The organism is Blastopirellula sp. SH421, assembly GCF_057808535.1.
This window is the reverse complement of sequence record NZ_CM173712.1, coordinates 98,031-117,356: the sequence shown is the minus strand read 5'-3', so window position 1 is coordinate 117,356 and position 19,326 is coordinate 98,031. Positions and strand designations below refer to the sequence as shown.

Sequence of the window (19,326 nt, the reverse complement as noted above, 5' to 3'; positions counted from 1 at the left end):
GCAGATGGCTTCGCACTTTCTGCTGGATATGCCGATGATTCGCATTTTACTGACAACCTTGGTTTTGCTTGGCTCCTCGTCGCTGGCGATCGCCGGTCGCGTTACGCTTGAAGTCGCCGCCGAAAAAGGAGTCTCTGGCACTTCGATGCATCAATGGACCCAATCGCTGCAATCGGCCGGTTTTGATGATGTGCGAATTCGCTCGGGAGACAGCGGCGACGCGACCGACCTGATCGACAAGGGCTCTGGCAATTATCACATCAAGGCGCTGCTGACGCCGGGCGATGTCTTGATCACCCCCGGCGGGCGATTCGGGATGAGAGACATTGCCGGAATGCGCAACTGGATTGCGAAAGTTCGGGCCGGCGGCAAACAAGAGCTTGAGCGGCAAGAGAGCGTGTTCGGGCTCACGTCGAAAGAGTTTGTCGCACTCTATGAGAAACTCGCGCCGCCGGTCGGCGCGACAACCCAAGGCGTCACTGCGTTTGACGCGCTGCAAAAGGTCAATCAACGTTTGAGCGTCGAGTTTCGCGCCACGCCGGATGTCGTGGCCCGCATGAAACAAGGCAAAGTCCTGGACGAGTTAACAGACGTTAGCTGCGGCACGGCGGTCGCCGCGATGCTTCGCCCGCTTGGGCTGGCGATGGTTCCGCGCCGCGAATTGGGGGGCGAAGTCGAGTTGCATCTAATCGACGCAGCAGCCGCCAAAAAACCGTGGCCTGTCGGTTGGGCGCCTGATGGCAATCCCGGTCAGGTTGCCCCCGGCATGTTTCAATATCTAGAAGTTGAAATCGCCGATATCCCGGTCCAACAAGCGACCGAAGCGATCGCCGCACGGGTCAAATTGCCGCTGCTGTGGGATTACAACGGCGCAGCTGCCAAACGGATTGATTTGGCCACCACCAAAGTAAAGCACCCAGCTCGCCGCACGTTCTATAAAAAGCTGCTTGATACGATCTTGTTTCAAGCGAAGTTAACGCTAGAGATCAAAGTCGACGAAGCGGGACACGCATTTTTGTGGGTCACGCCGCTTGGGAAGTAGCGTTGCTCGATTCGTGTTACCATACGGCGAAACAATTCTTTCGCCTGCTCTCACTTGATTGCCGTATGAACCAGTCCACTCCTCACACCATCGATCATCTGTGTCGCTTCCTGGATCAGTTCGCTCCGCTTGCGCTGGCCGAATCGTGGGACAACGTTGGTCTGTTAGTCGGGAATCGCATGGAGCCGGTCGACAAGTTGTTGACCTGCTTGACGATTACGCCGGAAGTGGTCGAAGAGGCGATTGCTGGCGGCGTTCAGTTGATCGTGGCGCATCACCCGCTGCCGTTTCGCCCTTTGAAACGGATCACCGCCGATGACACCGTCGGACGCATGTTGTTGCAGCTGATCGCAGCCGGCATCGCGGTCTATAGCCCGCACACGGGGTTTGATTCGGCAGCCGGCGGCATCAACCAACAACTGGCGGTAGGACTGGGACTGACCGATCTTGCGCCGCTCAAACCGGCCGACAATCCAGCCCTTGCGCCGCAAGGGAGCGGTCGCTTCGGCAAATTGGCCGCTCCGCAGACGCTGGCTCAATTCACCGCCGTCGTCCGCGAGTTTTTGCAGATTGATTACGTGCAAGTGGTTGGCAGCGCGGATCAACCGATCACGCAAGCCGCGGTCGCTTGTGGCGCGGCCGGCGAGTTTCTGGGGACCGCGATCGCCCAAGGCTGTGACTGTCTGCTGCTGGGTGAAACCAATTTTCACACGTCGCTGGAAGCCAAAGCGCAAGGAGTCGCGCTGGTCTTGGTCGGGCACTACGCCAGCGAAAGATTCGCCGTCGAGACGCTAGCCGCCCAACTGACCACGCAGTTCCCGGGTTTGAAATGTTGGGCGAGTGAGCAGGAGTCGGATCCAATTACTTGGTTGATATGAATTTTCGCATTTGACCCTCGATGTGCTAAAATCGAGGAGACTCACCACGGGGTTTATCGACCATGACGACACTTGAGCAACTCGAAAGTTTTTACGCGTTTGCGTATCAAAACCTGCATTCCAAGCCTGACTCGAACTCACTCGATGAGTTGCTGCTACGTTGGTATGACTCGCAGCGTCAAGCTGAAATCCATACGGCGCTCCGACAGGGATTAAGCGAAGCAGACGCGGGGCTGGGTCGCCCAATTTCTGAGTTCTTTGACGAGTTTCGGCAGAAGAATGATCTCCCGGAAACTCCGGAATGAGCCTGCAGGTCATTATTCAGCCCAGTTGCGAAAGCGACATTCAATCACAGTTTGATTACCTTTCGCAGCGATCTTGCCTTGGCGCTCAGAACTGGGCGAAATCACTGGAAAAAGCCTTGAAATCTCTCGAACTTCGCGCGTCTTCAGGACCAGATGAGTTCCTCGGAACTCCGTCTCCCTGAATGAACCGTTCTTTCGCATTTTGTGTGGGATCCAAACATCCCTGCACCCCAACTTCTTCGGGGTTTTCCACATTCTTGCCACCCGGTTTGCAACCCCCAGCCGCTTGCGGCATCGAACTGTTTAGTGGGCGCCGGCGTGCGGTATCTCACGGATAGGTAAGATGTTACGGCCAGCCGCTATGGCGCGAAGCGTTGCTTCTGACCAGGCGGCAGCGTAGCATGGGTTGTTTGATTCTCGGTCTTTGGCTGCTGATGGAACCAACTATGAAGTCACCTCGTGCATTGATCGCGTTGCCGGTGTTTAACGAACGCGGAACCGTCCACTCGGTCTTGGACGAAGTGAAGCGTTATAGCCGCGACGTGCTGGTCGTGGACGATGGCTCCTCGGACGGTACAGCCAAACTGCTGGCCGAGCGTAACGACATTCAAGTGGTGACTCATCCCAAAAATCGGGGCTACGGCGCCGCGCTCAAGTCGGCGTTTGAGTATGCCGCCGCCGAGGATTATGAGATCGTCGTCACCATTGACTGCGATGGCCAGCACGAGCCGCAGCGGATTCCCCGGTTTGTCGCCGCTTGTCACAATGTCGATATCGTCTCCGGCAGCCGCTATCTGAAGCAATACCCAGGCGACAGCGAACCGCCAGCCCAGCGCCGCTGGATCAATCAGTTGATCACCGCCGAAATCAATCAGCGGCTGGGTTATCAGCTGACCGACGCGTTTTGCGGTTTTAAAGCGTATCGCGTCGCAGCCATGAGCCAATTGCCAATCACGGAGTTCGGCTACGCGATGCCGCTCGAACTGTGGGTCGAAGCGGCTCGCGCAGGGCTCAGCGTGATCGAACTTCCTGTTCCTTTGGTCTACCTGGACGAGAAACGTTCGTTCGGCGGCGCACTGGACGATGGCACAACTCGGCTCAACTACTATCACTTGGTGCTCGACCGGACGATGGCCCGCGGCGAGATGGAAGTGGATGGCGCCGCGATCTCTCTGGGCGGCTAACGCGCCTTGGCTACAACCCAGGGGGCCTACCGGATGACGTCCGTGGAACTTGAGTATCGTCCGCTTCGTGCTCCGCGAAGTCATGGTTCGGCATTGATCGAACCGCCCGCCAACGCAGCGGTCAGCTTGCTCCAGCAGCGCGCTAGATTGCCTCTTCCAGCGATCGAAATCGGCGGCGTTGCGCTGGCCCAACTTTCGCAACTCGCGCGCCGCGAACTCATCCAATTGGCGACCCAATACACCTTCGCCTATCGACCGCCGTTCGACTTGCCAGGCGACGATGCGCCGATCATCATGGCCGGCCATCAACCGGGGCTGTTTCATCCCGGCGTGTGGTTTAAAAACTTTTTGCTTGATTCAGTTGGCCGCGCTGCCGGCGCGACGCCGATTAACCTGATCGTTGACAATGATACGATCACCAGTCCCGCGATTGCCGTCCCGCAAGTCGACGACAGCGGAACGTGGAACCACCACCGCGTCCCCTTTGATGACTCATCTCCGCCGATCGCTTGGGAAGAGCGAACGATCCTTGACCCGGCGCTATTTCGTCCATTTGGCGATCAGGCGGCCCAGGCGATTCGGCCGCTGATCCCTGACCCGCTGATCGAAACGTTTTGGCCGCGCGTGCTGGCGGCGGCCCAGTCGACCGACAACCTCGGCCGCTGTTTCGCCCAGGCGCGGCACCAATTGGAAGCAGATTGGGGGCTGCAAACCTTGGAAGTTCCGCTAAGTCAGGTTTATCGCACCGAGACTTTTTTGCGATTTGCCCTCCATTGGTGGAGTGACGCGCCCTCCTTCCGCGCGGTCTACAACAGCGCAATCGACCAGTACCGCCAACTCCACAAGATTCGCAGCGCCAATCATCCGGCGCCTCACCTGAAGCAAGAGGGAGCTTGGACCGAGACGCCGCTCTGGATTTGGACGAAAGCCGAGCCGCGGCGGCGCGGTTTGTTCGTCGCTAAGTCAGAAGCTGGATTGCGGCTATCCGATCGCACCGGCTTTGATTTGGAAATTCCTCGTGACATCGACAAAGCAATTTCGGCAGTGCGAGCGCTGCCGCTGGAAGTCTGTTTGCGGCCGCGCGCCTTGTTGACGACGATGTATGCCCGGCTGGTGCTGGCTGATCTGTTTATCCATGGAATCGGAGGCGCTAAATACGATCAAGTGACCGATCTGATCATCGCGCGCGGCTTGGGGATTACGCCGCCGCCGATCGTCGCCGCGACGGCGACCGTTCACTTGCCGATTGCTCGCAGGCGAACCGCCGCAGCGCAGTCGGCGCAGATCGCGCGCTTAATGCGTGACTTGCGGTTCAATCCGGACCGTCATCTCCTATCTGACAACCTACCAGCCGACGTCGCCCAGCTGGTTCAGCAAAAGCAGCAGTGGTTGGCCAACGATCAACCCAGCCAACAGGCGGAGCGTCATCGCGCCCTGGATCGCATCAACTTGGCGCTTCAACCGGCGGTCGCCTCGCAACGCAAACAGCTTCAACAACAGCTGACACACAGCAAGCACGAAGCGCGCAATGATGCGATCGCTTTGTCGCGTGAGTACCCGTTTTGTCTCTTCCCCGAAAAAAGTTTGCGAACTTTGCTACTGGACCTAAGCGCCGTCGCCCCTTAAGTTAAGAGAAAGCTCAGCTGAACAAAGGGAATTGTCCGTTGCTAGAAGGGAGTCCAGCCCATGTGCGCGGTCCAAACCTCGCCTCTCAGTAAGTCGATTCAATCGTCTAGTGGTCGCACCTCCAAAGCGTCCCAACTTGTCGTCGGCCGAGCGACCCAGGGAGATTCGTTTCCTATCTTCGAGATGATGCAGCGAGCGCTGCTTCGTCCCAGCGAGAACGAATTCCACATCGAGCAAGAACGCCCCGGCTATGATCCTGGCCAACGGATCGTCTGTCGCGCCGATTCTCATTCTCAGGCAGCCGCGCAGATCGTCGGTCATGTGCGGGTCATCCGTCGCAAGACGCGGCTGGCCGATCGAATCGCAACCACCTTGCACGTGGACGAACTGGCGACCGCGCCGGAGTTTCGCGGAAACGGCATCGCCGCACAACTGTTGGCCGAAGTCGACTTTGAGCTGCAGCGCTGCGGCGCCGAATGCGCGGTTTACCGCACGGATGCGCCTGAATATTTGGCGCGCCGCGGCTGGACGGCCCTCTCGTCGCAGACTCGCAGTCATGGGGATCCCGCGCAAATCTTGGCCAACTTGCAAGCTCCTCGCCCGGTGCGCAACTGGGATCACGAAGCGAGCGAACCGTCGCAGTTATCGATCCGACTTTATCGCCAAGTCGAGTTCGCGGGGCTCACCTCGCTGTACCAGCGGCGGTTTGAAGACTTGCTCGGCGCCGCGGTTCGCACCCAAGAGCAATGGCGCTGGTTGCTGGATCGTCGCGGCTTTCAACAGTTGTATGTCGCGATTGACGGCGGCAACAAACTGGCCTTGGATGATGACACACGAATCGTCGGTTATGCGATGACCGGCAACAGCCAAGTGCTGGAGATCATCACCGCCCCTGGCCGCGAGGATGTTGCGACCGAACTGCTGCGTCGGATTTGCGGCGATGCGCTGGAACGCGATCAACGCGTGATCTACTACCATGCTCCGGCCGCCGATCCGCTGCATCGTGCGGTTCGCAGCGCCGCACCACCGCAACGTCCCGTTTCTAACTCTACCCTGATGGTTCGCTGGCGTCATCCGCTGCAATCCTTGGCCGAACATGCCGAACGCTTTCGCGCTAACCTGGTCAAAGCAGGGCATCCCTTGCCGTGCGATCTGGGCTTGCACATCGAAGGAGAAAAGCACTCGCTGCACTTTAACCAGCGGAGCGGTTCGCTCAGCGACGGCAAGCTGGGACGCAGCTTTATCCGCTTGTCGCAAAATGATCTGGTTCGTCTGTTATGTGGCGACTTGAACGTCCCCCAAGCACTCGACCGCGGCGACATTTTCGCATCCACCAAAATGGCGACCGACGCCGCCGCAGCTGCTCTAAAAATGCCGCCCCTTTGGTTCCCACCGCTAGAAGACGTAACGGCCATTTAGTAGGTCTGGCCGCGATTGCCGATCTGCGTCCGCAAGTTCAGTCCTGACAAACGCAGTCTCAAAGAGCGGCAGGCTCCGCAGGGCCTTCTTGGGCCGGCGTCTCTTGAATGCGTTTCAGGTTGTCGAGACTGATCTGCATTTGATCGCCGATCATCTCTTGCACAAAGCTGCAAAAGAGGTTGCTGGGATAGTTCATCGTGCCCAGGTAAATCGATGTCACCTGGGTCTCGTTTTCGTTCACAAAGTCGGTTTGCATCGTGGCCGCATCGCTCGACTCAAACGGCTTGGTAAAGCGAATCAAATAGTCAATCCGTTCGCCTGGTTTGATCCCGGTGATTTCCTGCTCTCCCACGCCGATGTTGGGATCGTCGCTCTTCCAAGCAATCACCGCGCCCACGGTTCCATCTTCGCCACGAAACGTCACCTCGCGCTCGCCTGGCAGTTGTGCCCAAACGCTAAACTTCTCCTGGTTCTTCAGCAGCTTGATGTAGTCAAACACTTCGGCTTGGGGACGCTGAATCAGGACCTGGCGCGTGACCGTAAAGTCACGCGGCATGAACAGCGCGATGAAAAACGGAATCGCGATCAAAACCGCCAATGCGATCAAACTGCGCAGGACAAGTTTCATAAAGGCTAATGTTGGTGAACTTAACTTGAACAAGGAGAGACGCCGCCAAGGCGATTGTCGCTCGCTGAGCGCCAAAATCCAAGCGGCGGACCAACTTTTTTCAAGTCGCCGCTTATGCGAAGATACGGTAACTGCCAACCGTTGCCGTTGGCGTCGATTTTGATAGATCCTCTGCTGAAACGATTGTCATGCGCGCTGTCGAGCTGCTTCGCCAAAACCTGGAGCTGACTGAATCTTGGACCATGCCGATTTTTGCTGATCTGTGCGAAACTCCGCTGGCTGCGGCGATGCCCGGCGGCAATCATGCGCTCTGGATCTATGGGCATCTCACCTTTTGCGAAGGGCTGCTCGTGCGGCAATTTGTGCTGGGTGAAGCCAACGAGTTCGCCGACTGGATGCCGGTTCTGGGGCCCGGTAGCCAACCTGAAGAAGACGCCGACCTGTATCCGACGTGGGATGAGATCGCCGTAAAGTTTCGCGCTGCCCGCGATCAGACGCTCACCTGGCTGGCGACGCAAAGTGATGACGATCTCGATCTGCCGTGCGCCGCGCCGCCAGAGGGGCTAGAAGCGACCTTCTCCAGCCGTGGCGCAGGCATCTCGGTCGTGATCTGCCATTGGTGGAATCATCGCGGGCAACTTTGCGACATCCGCAAGGCGCTTGGTCGTAAACCGGTCTTTCGCTAACCTCGATCCTTGGTTTTGCTGGTGTGCTATTTGTCAGGGCGGGAAGAATAGGAACACGGATGCCGCGGCAGGTGAGACAGAATACGCCGTAAGAAAGAAGCAGGGGGATAGATAAGCACTCAGATCACGCAAAATTTTTGATCCTATTTAAAATAGTATCGATCAACGCGCATCGATCTTTTCTTTCTTACCGTGTTCTATTTCGTTCACGCCTGTCAAATAATAGCGCAACTTCAAAAACCCTTGGTTGAATACCTTCGATGCCGTACGACGAACAACTTGCTGCCCGCGTTCGCGGCTTGCTGCAGCGCAGACGGGGTGTGACCGAAAAGAAGATGTTCGGCGGGCTCGCATTTTTGCTACGCGGCAACATGTGCGTGGGCGTATCGCGTGATTCGCTGATCGTCCGCATTGGTCCCGACGCCTATGAAGCAGCGCTCGCCATCGAGCATGTCCGCGAGTTTGACTTTACCGGCCGCCCGATGCGCGGCTGGATTGTGGTCGAAGAAGCAGGCCTGGTGCAGTTCGCCGCGGTCAAAACGTGGACCGATCAGGCGTTCGACTTTGTGAAAACGCTCCCCGCGAAATAGCATCTACGACAAGATCGCCAGCGCTTTACGCACCGCCGCCACAAAGACCTCGACCTCTTCGCGCGTGTTGTACAGGTAAAAGCTGGCCCGAGCGCTCGACGCAATCCCATACCGAGCATGCAGCGGCATGGCGCAGTGGTGACCAGATCGAATCGCGACGCCTGCGGTGTCGATCATCATGCCGATGTCGTTGGGACTAATGCCGTCCACCGTAAAGCTGACAATCCCCGCTTTGTGCTGCGGCGCTGGGCCCAAGATTCGCAAGCTCGGCACGTCGGCCAGCAGCTGATGCGCGTACTCGGCCAGCATTTGCTCGTGCGCGAGGACCTTGTCGAGTCCGATGTTCTCGAGATATTCGATCGCCGCTTTCAAGGCGATCGCCGCAGTGATCGGCGGCGTACCAGCTTCAAACTTGGCCGGCAACATCGCCGGCGTAAAACCGTCAATCGTCACGGTATCGATCATGCTGCCGCCACCCAAAAAGGGAGGCATCGCTTCCAGCAGCTGTTGCTTGCCGTACAAGATCCCTAGCCCCGAAGGCCCCACCATTTTGTGCGCGCTCAGCGCCACAAAATCGGCATCCCACGCAACTACGTCAATCGGTTTGTGAGGCGCCGCCTGGGCGGCGTCAACCAACACCACGGCGCCAACGGCATGCGCTTGGCGCACAATCTCGGTCACCGGATTGATGGTTCCCAATACGTTGGATGCGGCCGAGACGGCGACGATTTTGGTCCGCTCGCTCAGCATGTTCGGCAGTTGGTCCATCGCCAACAAACCATCATCAGTGATCGGCAACGCTTTGATTTTGGCGCCGGTCCGCTGAGCGACTTGCTGCCAAGGGACAAGATTGGAGTGATGCTCCATCTCGGTCACAAGGATCTCATCGCCGGGATTCAGATTGGCGCCCCCCCACGCGTGAGCGACCGTGTTGATCGCCGAAGTCGTCCCGTAGGTGAAGATCACCTCTTTGCTAGAGCTTGCCCCCAGAAATCGCTGGGCTGCGGCCCGCGATTCTTCGTACATCGATGTCGACTCGTTGCTCAGTTGGTGGCCGCCGCGATGGACGTTGGCGTAATACCGCTCGTCGACTTCGCGCAGCGCATCAATCACCTGACGCGGCTTCTGAGACGAAGCGGCGTTATCCAGATAAACCAGCGGCTTGCCGTGCACGGTTTGGTGAAGGATCGGAAAATCGGCCCGAATCGCGTCGAGATCTAGTTTGTCGGTCTGCTGGGTGGCAACCGTCATGATGTTTTCTAACCTTTGGGAATTCGCCTCACTTTGGCGATCGGCCCTCTTTGAGAAGTGGACCGCGGACTTTTCGCATTACTTTATGATTTTAATACCCAAGGCGCGAAAGGACAACTCCGGCACAGGTCACAGCGCACTTCAAATGGCGATTCCATGGTCGCCTTTCGCTCCTGCGAAAGTAGCGTCTTGCGCGCGGAGGAATGACATCCATGAGGGAAGCATATTTTGGAAAAGTTGCGATGCCGCTTAGTCTGCAAAACCGCCGTGTGCTACTGGCTCCTTTTCAGCTGCGATGGTCCCACAGCGGACCCTACAACTGGGCGACTAACCAGCTTTGGCGACCGCAGCTGCTTCGTCCGCGGCCGTTTCAAAGGGCGCCTTCGCGTGGGGCGCGTCCGAAATCAACCGGCACAGCGACAGCATCGCGTTCAAATTGTCGGACAGATTGTAAAAGATGATTCGGACATCACGCTCGGCCACGGCGCGGCGCAGCCCCAAAAACGACAGCAGACCAACGCTGCTCATAAAGGTGACGTTTTCAAAGTTGATCAGCACCGCGTGACAACCGTCTGAGGCGGCGATCATTTCGTTGCGCAGGTCGTAGCAGTCTTCCGGAGTTCGCAGCTCTTCCGGCAGCAGCGTTACCTTTACCAAGTCCCCGATGCGAGAGGACAACATCAAAGTGCTTTCGTTCACGCGGATGTCCCTTATGGCGATTTGCCGATGCAATACAAATGTTTGCGGCCGCGGATGTAGATGCAGCCGTCCGAAATCGCCGGCGATGCAATCGTCTCGTCGTCGAGCTTGTTTTCAGCCAACTTCTGGAATTCGCGACTGACCGCCACCACGCTGCAAAGTCCATCGGTATTCAAAAAGTAGACTCGATTTTCGGCCGTCACGGGAGAGGCCTTAAATTTGCCCCCTAACCGTTCTTTCCAGACTAATTCGCCGGTCGCCGCATCGCGACAAACGGCGATCCCGTCATCGGTCACCGTAAACAACAAGTCGCTTACAACAACCGGACTCGGCGAATCGGGAGTCGATTGCGACTCTTCCCAGACAATCGCCGTATCGGGCACTTGGCCCGTGGTGACCTCGCTCAAATCGATTGCCAACGTTGGTCCCCGCATCCCCCGGGTACAGTAGATCCGCTGATCATCCATCGTCGGACCGGTCACGGTCCGGCCCCCTTCCAGCCCGGGCAGAAACCAGATTTGCTTGCCGGTCTCGGCGTCGTAGGCGTCCAGCTGATTTCCGCCCATGACAATCAGTTCGGTCCGACCATTCCGCTTGCGAACCAGCGGCGTGGTGTAGGCGTCGGCTTGTTCGGCCGGAGCGCCTGTCATGCGCTCAGTTTTCCAAACCAAGTCGCCGGTCTGCAGATCGTGCGCGACCAGATAGCTTTCGACCGGTTTTTGATCAAGATCGGCCAGCGAATCTTGCATGCAGACCGAAATCACTTTGCCGTCGACGATTACCGGACTATTGGCGTGCCCCCACCAAATGGTGTAGGCGCCGTATTCTGCCTGCAAATCACGACGCCATTTTTCGTTTCCGGCAAAGTCATAAACGACCAACAGCCCGTTGCCAAAGTGGGCCGCGATCGTTTTTTGCTGAACCGCAGGCGATGGCGAAGCGAGATTGTGCAGCGTGTGAAACTTTTGTTTCAAACGCTTTGGCGCTTCGCGCGGAACATCGCCGGAGCCAACTTCTAACTTTTGCAGCGGACTTCCGTAGTTTTTGTCAAACAGCTGTAAAAAAAGTCGGCCGTCTTCGTCTTGTGAAGTAATAATTAAACCAGCGTCCTGAATGACCGGAGTCGAACCGCCCCAGCCGGGCAGCTCCACTTTCCAGCGGATGTTTTCGGTACTGCTCCAAGTGAACGGCACGCCGGTCTCCAGGCTCACTCCATCCCCTTGGGGACCGCGCCAATTGGGCCAATCGTCGCCAACGGCAAAATCGGTCATCGCTGCAAAAATCAGCAGGCAGGCCAACCCGTATGGTCGATAGTTCATCTTGGGGCATCTCCAACAAACGGCAGGTAACGTTATGGCAGGGCTCTCGTTATTAACTTATCACCTGCAGGCGGCAAAATCGAGTAAATCCGATTCGTCCCAGGTAGAATCGGGCGATCCCGATTGTTCGACCCGCAGTAAATGTCCTATGCTTGTGCGAGGTCCGACCGATCGCGCAGCGGTGGGATCGGAAATTGTCCCCACACCGCAAACCAGCGATACGCACGATGAGCGAACTGGATAATTATCCGGAACTGACCGAATTTCTTCGCAACCGTGGCCATAGCGATGAAGAGATCCTACTAATTTTGGCCGAACTCCACCGCAAAGACGAAGGAGTTATGATCGATTCGATCATGGACTCCATCGACCTGGGTGATTTCGACATCGAAGAAATCATCAAAGCGGCGCTCGGCGAAAAATAAGCTCTGCCCGATCGCAACGTCTCCCAGACAGATTGCGTCCGTAACAAGCTTGAGCGCCCACACGGAGCCCCGGCTTCCTATATCTTGGCTGCCTGGCGTCCAGAATTTTGCTTGAATACTGGCAAGTTTTCTTGGGATTCCCTGGTCCGCACCGTGTACGCACCGCGGACCCTACGCCGAGCAAAGGCGTCACCCCTTTGCGCACATCTAGCGTCAATCGATTACCATGACATCTAACCCTCTCCCCTGCACGTTAGATTTCGCTGGAGTCTGCCATGCCGCATCGAGCTTCGTTCGGCGCCGTCACCCTTGTCTTCTCTTGCTTGTTCTCCGTTGTCGCAGTTGCGGCTGAGCGCCCAAATATTGTGCTCTTTCTGGCCGATGATCTGGGGATAGAGTGCGTCAGCTCCTATGGCGGACAATCGTACCAGACGCCCAATATTGATCGCCTGGCCGACAGCGGGATGCGATTCACGCATTGCTTTGCGGATCCCTATTGCTCTCCATCGCGAGCCCAACTGTTGACCGGACGCTACCCGCTGCACAACGGAATTCCTCGCGTTATCTACCTGCCCGACAAGCATCAAGAGTTTCTCGATCCAGCCCGTGAAACAAGTGTTGCGCGTCTGCTGAAAGACGCAGGCTACGCCACGGCGATGGCCGGCAAATGGCAACTGTCGTTTCTGGAACAGCGCGACACGATTCGAGCTCATGGCTTTGATGAGTACCAAGCCTGGCAGATTTTTCACAACGGCGAAAAGACTTCGCGCTACGCCGGCCCCACGATGCGTCAGAACGGCGAAGTCATCGCAAAACCAGGGAAGTACGGTCCCGATGAAAATCTGGCCTTCGTAACTGACTTTATCGAACGTCACCAGCAAGAGCCCTTCTTCATTTATTATGCATGTTTGTTGCCGCATTGGCCGTGGGAGCCAACGCCTGACAGCGAAGCGCCACTGCACGCCGCCAGCGACAACGGCAATCCCAAGTACATGGCCGACATGGTCAGCTATCTCGACAAACAAGTCGGACAAGTCTCCGCGACGCTCGATCGGCTGGGGCTTGCCGACAACACAATCATGATCTTCGTCGCCGACAACGGCACCGATCAGCGGCTGGTGACCTCTTGGTCGGATGGCATGGTCGAGCGGCGGATTCCCGGCGGAAAGAGTCACATGACCGACACCGGAACGCGCGTCCCCATGATCGTCCGCTGGCCCGGCGTCGTGAAGGCTGGCGCCGTCAACGAAAACCTAGTCGATCTCTCCGACCTGCTGCCGACGCTGGTCGAACTGGCCGGCGCAAAATCGTCACCGCAACCGATCAACGGCGTCAGTTTCGCGCCGCAATTGCGCGGCGTCGCAGGTCAGCCACGCAGTTGGATTCACGTCCAAAAAGAAAACCAGCGCCACGTCCGCAACGAGCACTACATCATGACGAATCAAGGCAAGCTGCGGCCGGTTGTCTCCTACGGTCTGAAGCCAGCCAAACCGATCTCGCCAAAGTCGAGCCCCGCAGCCAGCGCAGCGCATGACCAGTTGAAAGCGGCGCTGAAAACAGCGGAGACGTTTGGGAAGACGCCCTAGTCAATAACAGCGCCAATCAATCTCCCTCAACAAACCAAACGTGTTTGATCTCACTCAAGACTATCTATTTTTTTGTTCAAGTCTTTAGAAAAGAGAACGGGGACACGGGGCTTTGTAAGATTCACCTCATGGGACGGCACAGGACATTTTTTTGCGATCGGCGGTGCTGGCTCTATGAGGTGATAACAAAGCTCTAGCCGGTTCTGCCCTGTCGTATCACTATTGGTCGGCGCGATTTCTCCGACGTCGATCATCTGTTCCCATGCGAGTCCAAATTTGGCGTTGCTGATTCCGCTGAGTTGGCGGATCTTTGACTTGATTGCTTGTTGGGGATCGACGCTTCGCAGCGCGACGCGAATTTTGGCGCGGCAGCGCTGTTGCAGCGCTTGGGCTTCTAACGCTGGCGCCTCTTCTTGTAATGACTCGGGGTCGTGCAGCGTGACTTTCCACTGTCGACCGTCTGTGTTTGTATTTGTGTCTGTTACGCGACCTTCGTCGATATCTACGCCCCATGTTCCGCCGTGGCCGGCGTTGCCGCCGATGGTCAGCCATAGGCGATGCTGCCCGCTGCCTGACTCGTACGCTTGACGACGGTTTACTAGCAGCCATTGTTGGGCGAAATCATGCTCGGCGGCGTTGGTGATGTCGGCGATGTTGAGGGCACGCTGCAAGTTCGATTTGCGCGTGGCGCAGCAAACGATTGGCGTTGCCCCAGCTTCCAGGCAACAGCGGACCAGCGCGCGCAACTGCTTCGCTTGCGCCGCCCCGCGCGGCGCGGTTAGTTTTAGCGGATCGATCAAAACCACTTCTAAATGCTGACGCTCAATCCAATCACGCAACTCGGCCAAGCCGGCCGCATCGCTGGCGTGGGACATGGTTAACGCCCAGTTCAGATTGGAAAGCTGGTCGGGATCTACGCCGGCGGCTTTGCTCCAGCACCGTGCCCGATCATGCAGCAAGTACTGTTCGGTTTCGCCGCCAATGAACCCCACGCGAAACGGACGATCCGCGGCGAACTGCCCCAAGAACTTCCCCCCGCTGGCCAAAGCGGCGCACAAATCGACCGCCAACGATGACTTCATACTTTTGCTAGGCCCCAAAATCACCGCCGCTTCGCCCCGCACCAGCAGTCCAGGGAGTAACCACTCACGCGGTGGTTGCTCACGCAATAGCTGAGCCGTGCTCAACTCGCGAAACGAGCGGGAGGCAACCTGCTTGGATTGGCCCGTTTCTGGTAAGTCGGTTTCGGTCAGCGGAGTCGATTCCTCCTCTGGGTCGATGATTTGGTGAAGCAATTCAGTCGTCTGCTCCGCCGGATAACCAAGCAGAGCAGTCAGCGGCGGATCTGGAAAATCTAGTGAATCAGGCGAATCCGGTAAAAAGAAAGGTGGCGCCATCCAATCAGCGCCCAATTCGGGGTGATTGGCCGCTTTTGCCTGAGCTGGATTGCATGCCATCGAATTATCGCTGGCCGCCGCACGAGCACGGGCCGCTTTGGCCCTTCTGCCCCGCGTCTTCCGCTGCTGACGCTGCTTGGTTGTCATGAGATTTGCCCCTAAAAAAAGAGAAGAGAAGTCCATGCAAGCAGCCCCCAGGCGGCACGGACCAACTGGCGAAACAACAGGAAAGAATACTTCTTTACTGCCTTAGATATGAATAGATTATTACTAATTCCTAAGACTTTGTCAATAGTAAAAATCGGCGAGGAGAGGCTCCACCGAGCAAAGACTTGCGCGCTAAGCAAATGGCTCGGGTGCCATGCTCTTACAGTGTCTTCACTGAAAGAGCATGTCTTCAATGCGGCTGATCCACTCGATCACCGTCGCAACGCACTCAAGACATGCTCTTCTCGCGAAGACGCGATAAGAACATGGCACCGGCCAGACTGTGGCACACCTTTTGGGCTCGGTGCCTTTCGGTTTCTTGAGCGGTCCAGCGGCATTGGTGGGTTGCGCAAGCGGGGATGCTGTTTGGTATTGGATGCCGCTAATCGCTTGCTCCATCCACCCTACAATTTTGAATTCGACATTCGGTTTTCGACATTCGCACGGGCGCCACCGAGAAAGAGGACGAGGTCGCGGGCTGGGATCGTCTATTTGACGAGATCGTCCTCAAGCACCATCAGCTGGATCTCTTTGTAGCTTCCTCCGCTAATTCTCGCCGTCCCTAAGCCAACCCTCAGCTGATCGGTAGGTTCGTCGATTCGATCCACGGAGAACAGCTCGTGACCATCGACATAAAAAATCAACTTACGGCCAATCCCGGCGATGGCACATTCCGAAAAAGGAGCGGGCTTTTGGCTAGTACGCCCTCTCCCGAGATTATTCCATCCACCCTCGACCGGAAAATATCCAATCCCAAAATCTTGGCCGCCGTAATTCCACCATGCGGCATAGGTGGGACTGGACTGGCGAACATCCAGACAAAAGTTTTCTCCCCCCTCATATTTCATCCTCGCCCGAAAGATAAAATTTTTGGCGCGGACCGGAGGGAATAAGATCGACGACACATTACGAACCGTTACAACGCCGTGTCTGTACGAAACTTTTGCGGTTCGCGGCAGCGGCTTGCTTTGTCCGGCGATCCAAGCATCAAACGCTTCTTGGTTTGCTAACAGCGTCACCCATTTTCCGGTCGCAAACGAATCATAGTCACGCGGCGGCCCCGTCGGCGGAGCGCTGCTGGGGACAACAGCGCCTGCTGTCGCTGCTACAGGCGCAGCGGCAACAGGGGCGGCGGGTGCGGCGGTTGTTTCCTTTTCCCACGTAACGTGAACCTTTGATTCGCTTCCGCTGCGGATGGTTAGTTCGTGGACGTCGGTTTTTAGACCGCTGCTGGTTTCGACGGCAAACTTGTAGTGTCCCGGCGAGAGGGGTTGGGTTTCGTGCGTGCGTTGCAGTTGGATCGTGGTGGTCTCTTGCGTCTGCTGGTTGATCAGCTTTAGTTCATGATCACGCAGGTGCGCCACAAACGCATCCCCTTCGACTTCGACTACCAGCACTCCGTCTGGCGTCGAAACCTTGAACAGCATCCCGGCGCCGTAGTAAAGGAGCCCCGACAACAGCAGCGCGACGCCGATCGCGCCTCCATAAAATCGAGGGACGCGCTGCCAGCCGGCAGGCTTTTTCAGAACCGGGTTTTTCACGACAGGATTATTTACAGCACGGATTTGCACAGCCGGGATTCGCTCGCGACTAATCTGCAATTGCGTCGCCAAGAACCCGGTGGGGGCGGTGTCGGCGTTGGCCTGAGGTTCGCCGTGCGGAATCGGCGAGTCGGCGTCGGTCAGCAGCGGGCGAATTTTTTCTAGGTCGGCGATCAGCTCGTCTGCATCGGCATATCGATCCGACAATTGCTTGGCCAGACATTTTTGATAAATCGCTTCTAGTTCGGGCGGCACGTCGCTACGTTTATCTCGCAAACTAGGCGGCGTTTGCTCGCGATGGCCCAGCAGTTTGGCCAGCAACGTTTCTCCGGTAAACGGCGGCCGACCGGTCAGCAGATAATAGAGCGTACAACCCAGACTGTAGAGATCGGCAGGCGGGGTCACCGTTTTGGCGTCGATCGCTTGCTCTGGCGCCATAAAATCAATCGTACCCATTACCGCTCCGTTTTGCGTTAACCCTGACTGGTTGGCGTCGGCATGCATCCGCGCGATTCCCATGTCGAGAATTTTCACCACTCCGTGCGGGTCAAGCAGCAAGTTGGCCGGCTTGATGTCGCGATGCACCACTCCCATGCCGTGCGCGTAACGAAGCCCTTGCGCCGCTTGCAGCAGATAGTCGACCGCCTGGGCGACCGGCAGCGGCCCGTTGCGGCGGACAACGGAACTAAGATCGGGGCCGTCGACAAATTCCATCACAAAAAAGTGCAGTCCTTCCGCTTCGTCCGCATCAAACGCCGTCACAATGTTGACGTGCCTTAATTGTGCGGCGACCTGTACTTCCTGATCAAAACGCTGCAGGGCGCTCGCTTTGGCCATTACGTCGCGAGGCAAAACTTTGAGCGCGACTTCACGGTCCATCTTGCTGTGGCGCGCCTTGAAGACCTGGCCCATTCCTCCTTCCCCGATTTTGTCGAGGATCACGTATCGTCCTAGCTTTAAGCCGCGCGTTCGGCTGCTGGCGATTGCCCGCAGTTGGAAGGGGGTCAACAGTTGCGACTCAAGCAACTGACCGGCGAGCTGATACGCATGCTTAACGCGCGGCAGCGATTGCAATTTGTCAGGATCAATCAGATCCGCTTTGGTCAGATTGGCTTGCAGCGTCGCTAGCTCTAAATTCTCTGGCAGCGACAGCGCACTGCGCAGCGCGTAGGGAGAAGGCAGGTGCAGTTGTTCGCCGGCTGGTGATGCACAATCAAGCCAATCCAATCGGTGAAGCACGGCGATATGCCGTTGCAGTTGAACGGCTAGATCGGGGTCGCCAGCGGCCAGCACGGTGACGTCGATCGGTGCGCCTTCTTGGACAGTCTCTTCCCACTTGGCCAACAGGTCTAAGACGTGGTCCTCAAGTATCATCCGAATCGTTCCGATCGCGGATCGAGCGTCCGATCAGCCCTGTCACATGCCAGGGCCGCCGCAAGCTGTCACTGCAAAAAGGGGTTATCGAGATAGGAGCTAAGAGCGATCCTAACCGCTCTGCCGGTGGGAAGCACGCATTGCCCACAGTAAGAGTGCGAGCGCAAACGCCGCGGCTGGACAGGAATTTTGCGAAATCGGACGCAAAGGGGGATGAGAATTGGGCGGTAGCCCTAGGGAGCAAGCAGGCGGTCGCACGCATTTTGCATGCCCCCAAGTCGCGGCGCAAAGGTGCGCCCAACGTCGACCGGCACGGCCTGGGCTATTTGCGTTTCTTGGTTGGCGCCGGGGCGGTGGCGATGTCGATTGCTTGTTCGGCGCTCATCGCTGGCAGGACAAAGATCTTGCCGTCTCCCATGCGTCCGCTGCGAGCCACTTGGACGATGCGGCGGATAGTTTCTTCGGCACGGTAGTCGTCTAGCCAGATGGTGATCTCGACTTTGGGCAAGAAGGTCTGGGCGTATTCGCTGTCGCTGTACTCGTCGAGGTAGCTCTTCTGCCGGCCGAAGCCTTTGACCTCGCGGACGTTGAGCGCTTCGATCGGCGCGCGGCTCAACTCTTCCAAGACCTTTTCGGCCAGATAGGGCTTCACAATCGCGATGACTTGTTTCACGCTCAGACTCGGCGAAGTTAACTGAAGAAATTTTCGCCGAAGAGGTTTAACTCGGGTCCCGTTTGGACTTCCATATCACCCAGCACTTTGGTGTGACACGAAAGCCGCATCGTATCTTCGTTGCCGACATAGGCAAGACAGGCGATTGGATCGGGAATCGGTAAATACGGTCCGACGGGTACCGTAAATTTCACTTTCTCCATCATGCGCATGGGACTGGCGTTTTCAATCCCCTTGGTGATCAAAACGCGACAAGTGCCGCATTGCCCCAGACCGTAGCAGTTCAAAACCTTGTTGACCCCGGCGCCGATGCCGTTTACCCCTTGATGGACGTTGACGCCTGCCTGGATCGCCACCTGACGGAGGTAGGAGCCTGCGGGGACTTCGACCTCTTTTCTCTCTTTGACGAACTTGACGATGGGCATAGCTACTTGTACGGCTTGGAGGTAAGAAGACTGCCGCGTTGGGTATCCTCTCAAGATAACATCGACGGGGG

The 19,326-nt window shown here is 57.2% G+C and carries 18 protein-coding genes; 10 read left to right on the top strand and 8 right to left on the bottom strand.

The window, feature by feature from the left end; translation table 11 throughout:
• Positions 1-4 precede the first annotated feature (4 nt).
• The 6 genes from SH421x_RS00495 to SH421x_RS00470 all read left to right on the top strand — a co-directional run bounded on the left by SH421x_RS00495 (position 5) and on the right by SH421x_RS00470 (position 6,454).
• Positions 5-1,042 carry a hypothetical protein gene (locus SH421x_RS00495; RefSeq protein ID WP_488853334.1) on the top strand — a complete coding sequence of 346 codons (1,038 nt, stop codon included), beginning with the start codon at positions 5-7 and terminating at the stop codon, positions 1,040-1,042.
• Between the two features lie 65 nt (positions 1,043-1,107).
• Complete coding sequence (locus SH421x_RS00490) at positions 1,108-1,920, top strand: Nif3-like dinuclear metal center hexameric protein (RefSeq protein ID WP_488853333.1); 813 nt, start codon at positions 1,108-1,110, stop codon at positions 1,918-1,920.
• A gap of 62 nt (positions 1,921-1,982) precedes the next feature.
• On the top strand, positions 1,983-2,225 hold the full coding sequence (locus tag SH421x_RS00485) for a hypothetical protein (RefSeq protein WP_488853332.1): 243 nt from the start codon (positions 1,983-1,985) through the stop codon (positions 2,223-2,225).
• A 446-nt stretch (positions 2,226-2,671) separates the two neighbouring features.
• A complete protein-coding gene (locus SH421x_RS00480; protein WP_488853331.1) occupies positions 2,672-3,409 on the top strand; it encodes a glycosyltransferase family 2 protein in 738 nt (245 codons plus the stop codon).
• Positions 3,410-3,442: 33 nt separating this feature from the next.
• Positions 3,443-5,035, top strand: coding sequence for a hypothetical protein (locus tag SH421x_RS00475; RefSeq protein WP_488853330.1), 1,593 nt, complete (start codon positions 3,443-3,445; stop codon positions 5,033-5,035).
• Positions 5,036-5,095: 60 nt separating this feature from the next.
• Positions 5,096-6,454 (top strand): GNAT family N-acetyltransferase, encoded by a 1,359-nt coding sequence (locus tag SH421x_RS00470; RefSeq protein WP_488853329.1) that lies wholly within the window; start codon positions 5,096-5,098, stop codon positions 6,452-6,454.
• 58 nt (positions 6,455-6,512) lie between these two features.
• Here SH421x_RS00470 and SH421x_RS00465 read toward each other — a convergent pair whose 3' ends face one another.
• Positions 6,513-7,082 carry an SRPBCC family protein gene (locus tag SH421x_RS00465; RefSeq protein WP_488853328.1) on the bottom strand — a complete coding sequence of 190 codons (570 nt, stop codon included), beginning with the start codon at positions 7,080-7,082 and terminating at the stop codon, positions 6,513-6,515.
• Between the two features lie 188 nt (positions 7,083-7,270).
• Here SH421x_RS00465 and SH421x_RS00460 point away from each other — a divergent pair, with 188 nt between their 5' ends.
• Both SH421x_RS00460 and SH421x_RS00455 read left to right on the top strand, forming a co-directional pair.
• Positions 7,271-7,768 carry a DinB family protein gene (locus tag SH421x_RS00460; protein WP_488853327.1) on the top strand — a complete coding sequence of 166 codons (498 nt, stop codon included), beginning with the start codon at positions 7,271-7,273 and terminating at the stop codon, positions 7,766-7,768.
• A 260-nt stretch (positions 7,769-8,028) separates the two neighbouring features.
• Positions 8,029-8,358: a TfoX/Sxy family protein gene (locus SH421x_RS00455; RefSeq protein WP_488853326.1), complete on the top strand. Its 330-nt coding sequence runs from the start codon at positions 8,029-8,031 to the stop codon at positions 8,356-8,358.
• A 3-nt stretch (positions 8,359-8,361) separates the two neighbouring features.
• On the opposite strand, the gene SH421x_RS00450 is transcribed toward SH421x_RS00455, so the two are convergent.
• From SH421x_RS00450 to SH421x_RS00440, 3 genes are all read right to left on the bottom strand, one after another.
• Positions 8,362-9,609, bottom strand: a complete 1,248-nt coding sequence (locus SH421x_RS00450; protein ID WP_488853325.1) for an aminotransferase class V-fold PLP-dependent enzyme — start codon at positions 9,607-9,609, stop codon at positions 8,362-8,364.
• A gap of 327 nt (positions 9,610-9,936) precedes the next feature.
• Positions 9,937-10,290: an STAS domain-containing protein gene (locus SH421x_RS00445; RefSeq protein ID WP_488853324.1), complete on the bottom strand. Its 354-nt coding sequence runs from the start codon at positions 10,288-10,290 to the stop codon at positions 9,937-9,939.
• A gap of 29 nt (positions 10,291-10,319) precedes the next feature.
• On the bottom strand, positions 10,320-11,627 hold the full coding sequence (locus SH421x_RS00440) for an outer membrane protein assembly factor BamB family protein (protein ID WP_488853323.1): 1,308 nt from the start codon (positions 11,625-11,627) through the stop codon (positions 10,320-10,322).
• A 227-nt stretch (positions 11,628-11,854) separates the two neighbouring features.
• Between SH421x_RS00440 and SH421x_RS00435 the strand changes: the two genes are divergently transcribed.
• A complete protein-coding gene (locus SH421x_RS00435; protein ID WP_488853322.1) occupies positions 11,855-12,052 on the top strand; it encodes a hypothetical protein in 198 nt (65 codons plus the stop codon).
• Between the two features lie 275 nt (positions 12,053-12,327).
• Positions 12,328-13,638, top strand: a complete 1,311-nt coding sequence (locus SH421x_RS00430; RefSeq protein WP_488853321.1) for a sulfatase family protein — start codon at positions 12,328-12,330, stop codon at positions 13,636-13,638.
• A 50-nt stretch (positions 13,639-13,688) separates the two neighbouring features.
• Here SH421x_RS00430 and SH421x_RS00425 read toward each other — a convergent pair whose 3' ends face one another.
• The 4 genes from SH421x_RS00425 to SH421x_RS00410 all read right to left on the bottom strand — a co-directional run bounded on the left by SH421x_RS00425 (position 13,689) and on the right by SH421x_RS00410 (position 19,255).
• Positions 13,689-15,182 (bottom strand): AAA family ATPase, encoded by a 1,494-nt coding sequence (locus SH421x_RS00425; protein WP_488853320.1) that lies wholly within the window; start codon positions 15,180-15,182, stop codon positions 13,689-13,691.
• Positions 15,183-15,730: 548 nt separating this feature from the next.
• Positions 15,731-18,157, bottom strand: coding sequence for a serine/threonine protein kinase (locus SH421x_RS00420; RefSeq protein WP_488853319.1), 2,427 nt, complete (start codon positions 18,155-18,157; stop codon positions 15,731-15,733).
• Positions 18,158-18,479: 322 nt separating this feature from the next.
• Complete coding sequence (locus tag SH421x_RS00415) at positions 18,480-18,830, bottom strand: P-II family nitrogen regulator (protein ID WP_488853318.1); 351 nt, start codon at positions 18,828-18,830, stop codon at positions 18,480-18,482.
• A gap of 17 nt (positions 18,831-18,847) precedes the next feature.
• Positions 18,848-19,255: a ferredoxin gene (locus tag SH421x_RS00410; RefSeq protein ID WP_488853317.1), complete on the bottom strand. Its 408-nt coding sequence runs from the start codon at positions 19,253-19,255 to the stop codon at positions 18,848-18,850.
• Positions 19,256-19,326: the final 71 nt, after the last annotated feature.

Coding starts and splice junctions, on each gene's coding strand:
- SH421x_RS00495 (WP_488853334.1), top strand. CDS start 5: ATGGCTTCGCACTTTCTGCTGGATATGCCGATGATTCGCATTTTACTG.
- SH421x_RS00490 (WP_488853333.1), top strand. CDS start 1,108: ATGAACCAGTCCACTCCTCACACCATCGATCATCTGTGTCGCTTCCTG.
- SH421x_RS00485 (WP_488853332.1), top strand. CDS start 1,983: ATGACGACACTTGAGCAACTCGAAAGTTTTTACGCGTTTGCGTATCAA.
- SH421x_RS00480 (WP_488853331.1), top strand. CDS start 2,672: ATGAAGTCACCTCGTGCATTGATCGCGTTGCCGGTGTTTAACGAACGC.
- SH421x_RS00475 (WP_488853330.1), top strand. CDS start 3,443: ATGACGTCCGTGGAACTTGAGTATCGTCCGCTTCGTGCTCCGCGAAGT.
- SH421x_RS00470 (WP_488853329.1), top strand. CDS start 5,096: ATGTGCGCGGTCCAAACCTCGCCTCTCAGTAAGTCGATTCAATCGTCT.
- SH421x_RS00465 (WP_488853328.1), bottom strand. CDS start 7,082: ATGAAACTTGTCCTGCGCAGTTTGATCGCATTGGCGGTTTTGATCGCG.
- SH421x_RS00460 (WP_488853327.1), top strand. CDS start 7,271: ATGCGCGCTGTCGAGCTGCTTCGCCAAAACCTGGAGCTGACTGAATCT.
- SH421x_RS00455 (WP_488853326.1), top strand. CDS start 8,029: ATGCCGTACGACGAACAACTTGCTGCCCGCGTTCGCGGCTTGCTGCAG.
- SH421x_RS00450 (WP_488853325.1), bottom strand. CDS start 9,609: ATGACGGTTGCCACCCAGCAGACCGACAAACTAGATCTCGACGCGATT.
- SH421x_RS00445 (WP_488853324.1), bottom strand. CDS start 10,290: ATGTTGTCCTCTCGCATCGGGGACTTGGTAAAGGTAACGCTGCTGCCG.
- SH421x_RS00440 (WP_488853323.1), bottom strand. CDS start 11,627: ATGAACTATCGACCATACGGGTTGGCCTGCCTGCTGATTTTTGCAGCG.
- SH421x_RS00435 (WP_488853322.1), top strand. CDS start 11,855: ATGAGCGAACTGGATAATTATCCGGAACTGACCGAATTTCTTCGCAAC.
- SH421x_RS00430 (WP_488853321.1), top strand. CDS start 12,328: ATGCCGCATCGAGCTTCGTTCGGCGCCGTCACCCTTGTCTTCTCTTGC.
- SH421x_RS00425 (WP_488853320.1), bottom strand. CDS start 15,182: ATGACAACCAAGCAGCGTCAGCAGCGGAAGACGCGGGGCAGAAGGGCC.
- SH421x_RS00420 (WP_488853319.1), bottom strand. CDS start 18,157: ATGATACTTGAGGACCACGTCTTAGACCTGTTGGCCAAGTGGGAAGAG.
- SH421x_RS00410 (WP_488853317.1), bottom strand. CDS start 19,255: ATGCCCATCGTCAAGTTCGTCAAAGAGAGAAAAGAGGTCGAAGTCCCC.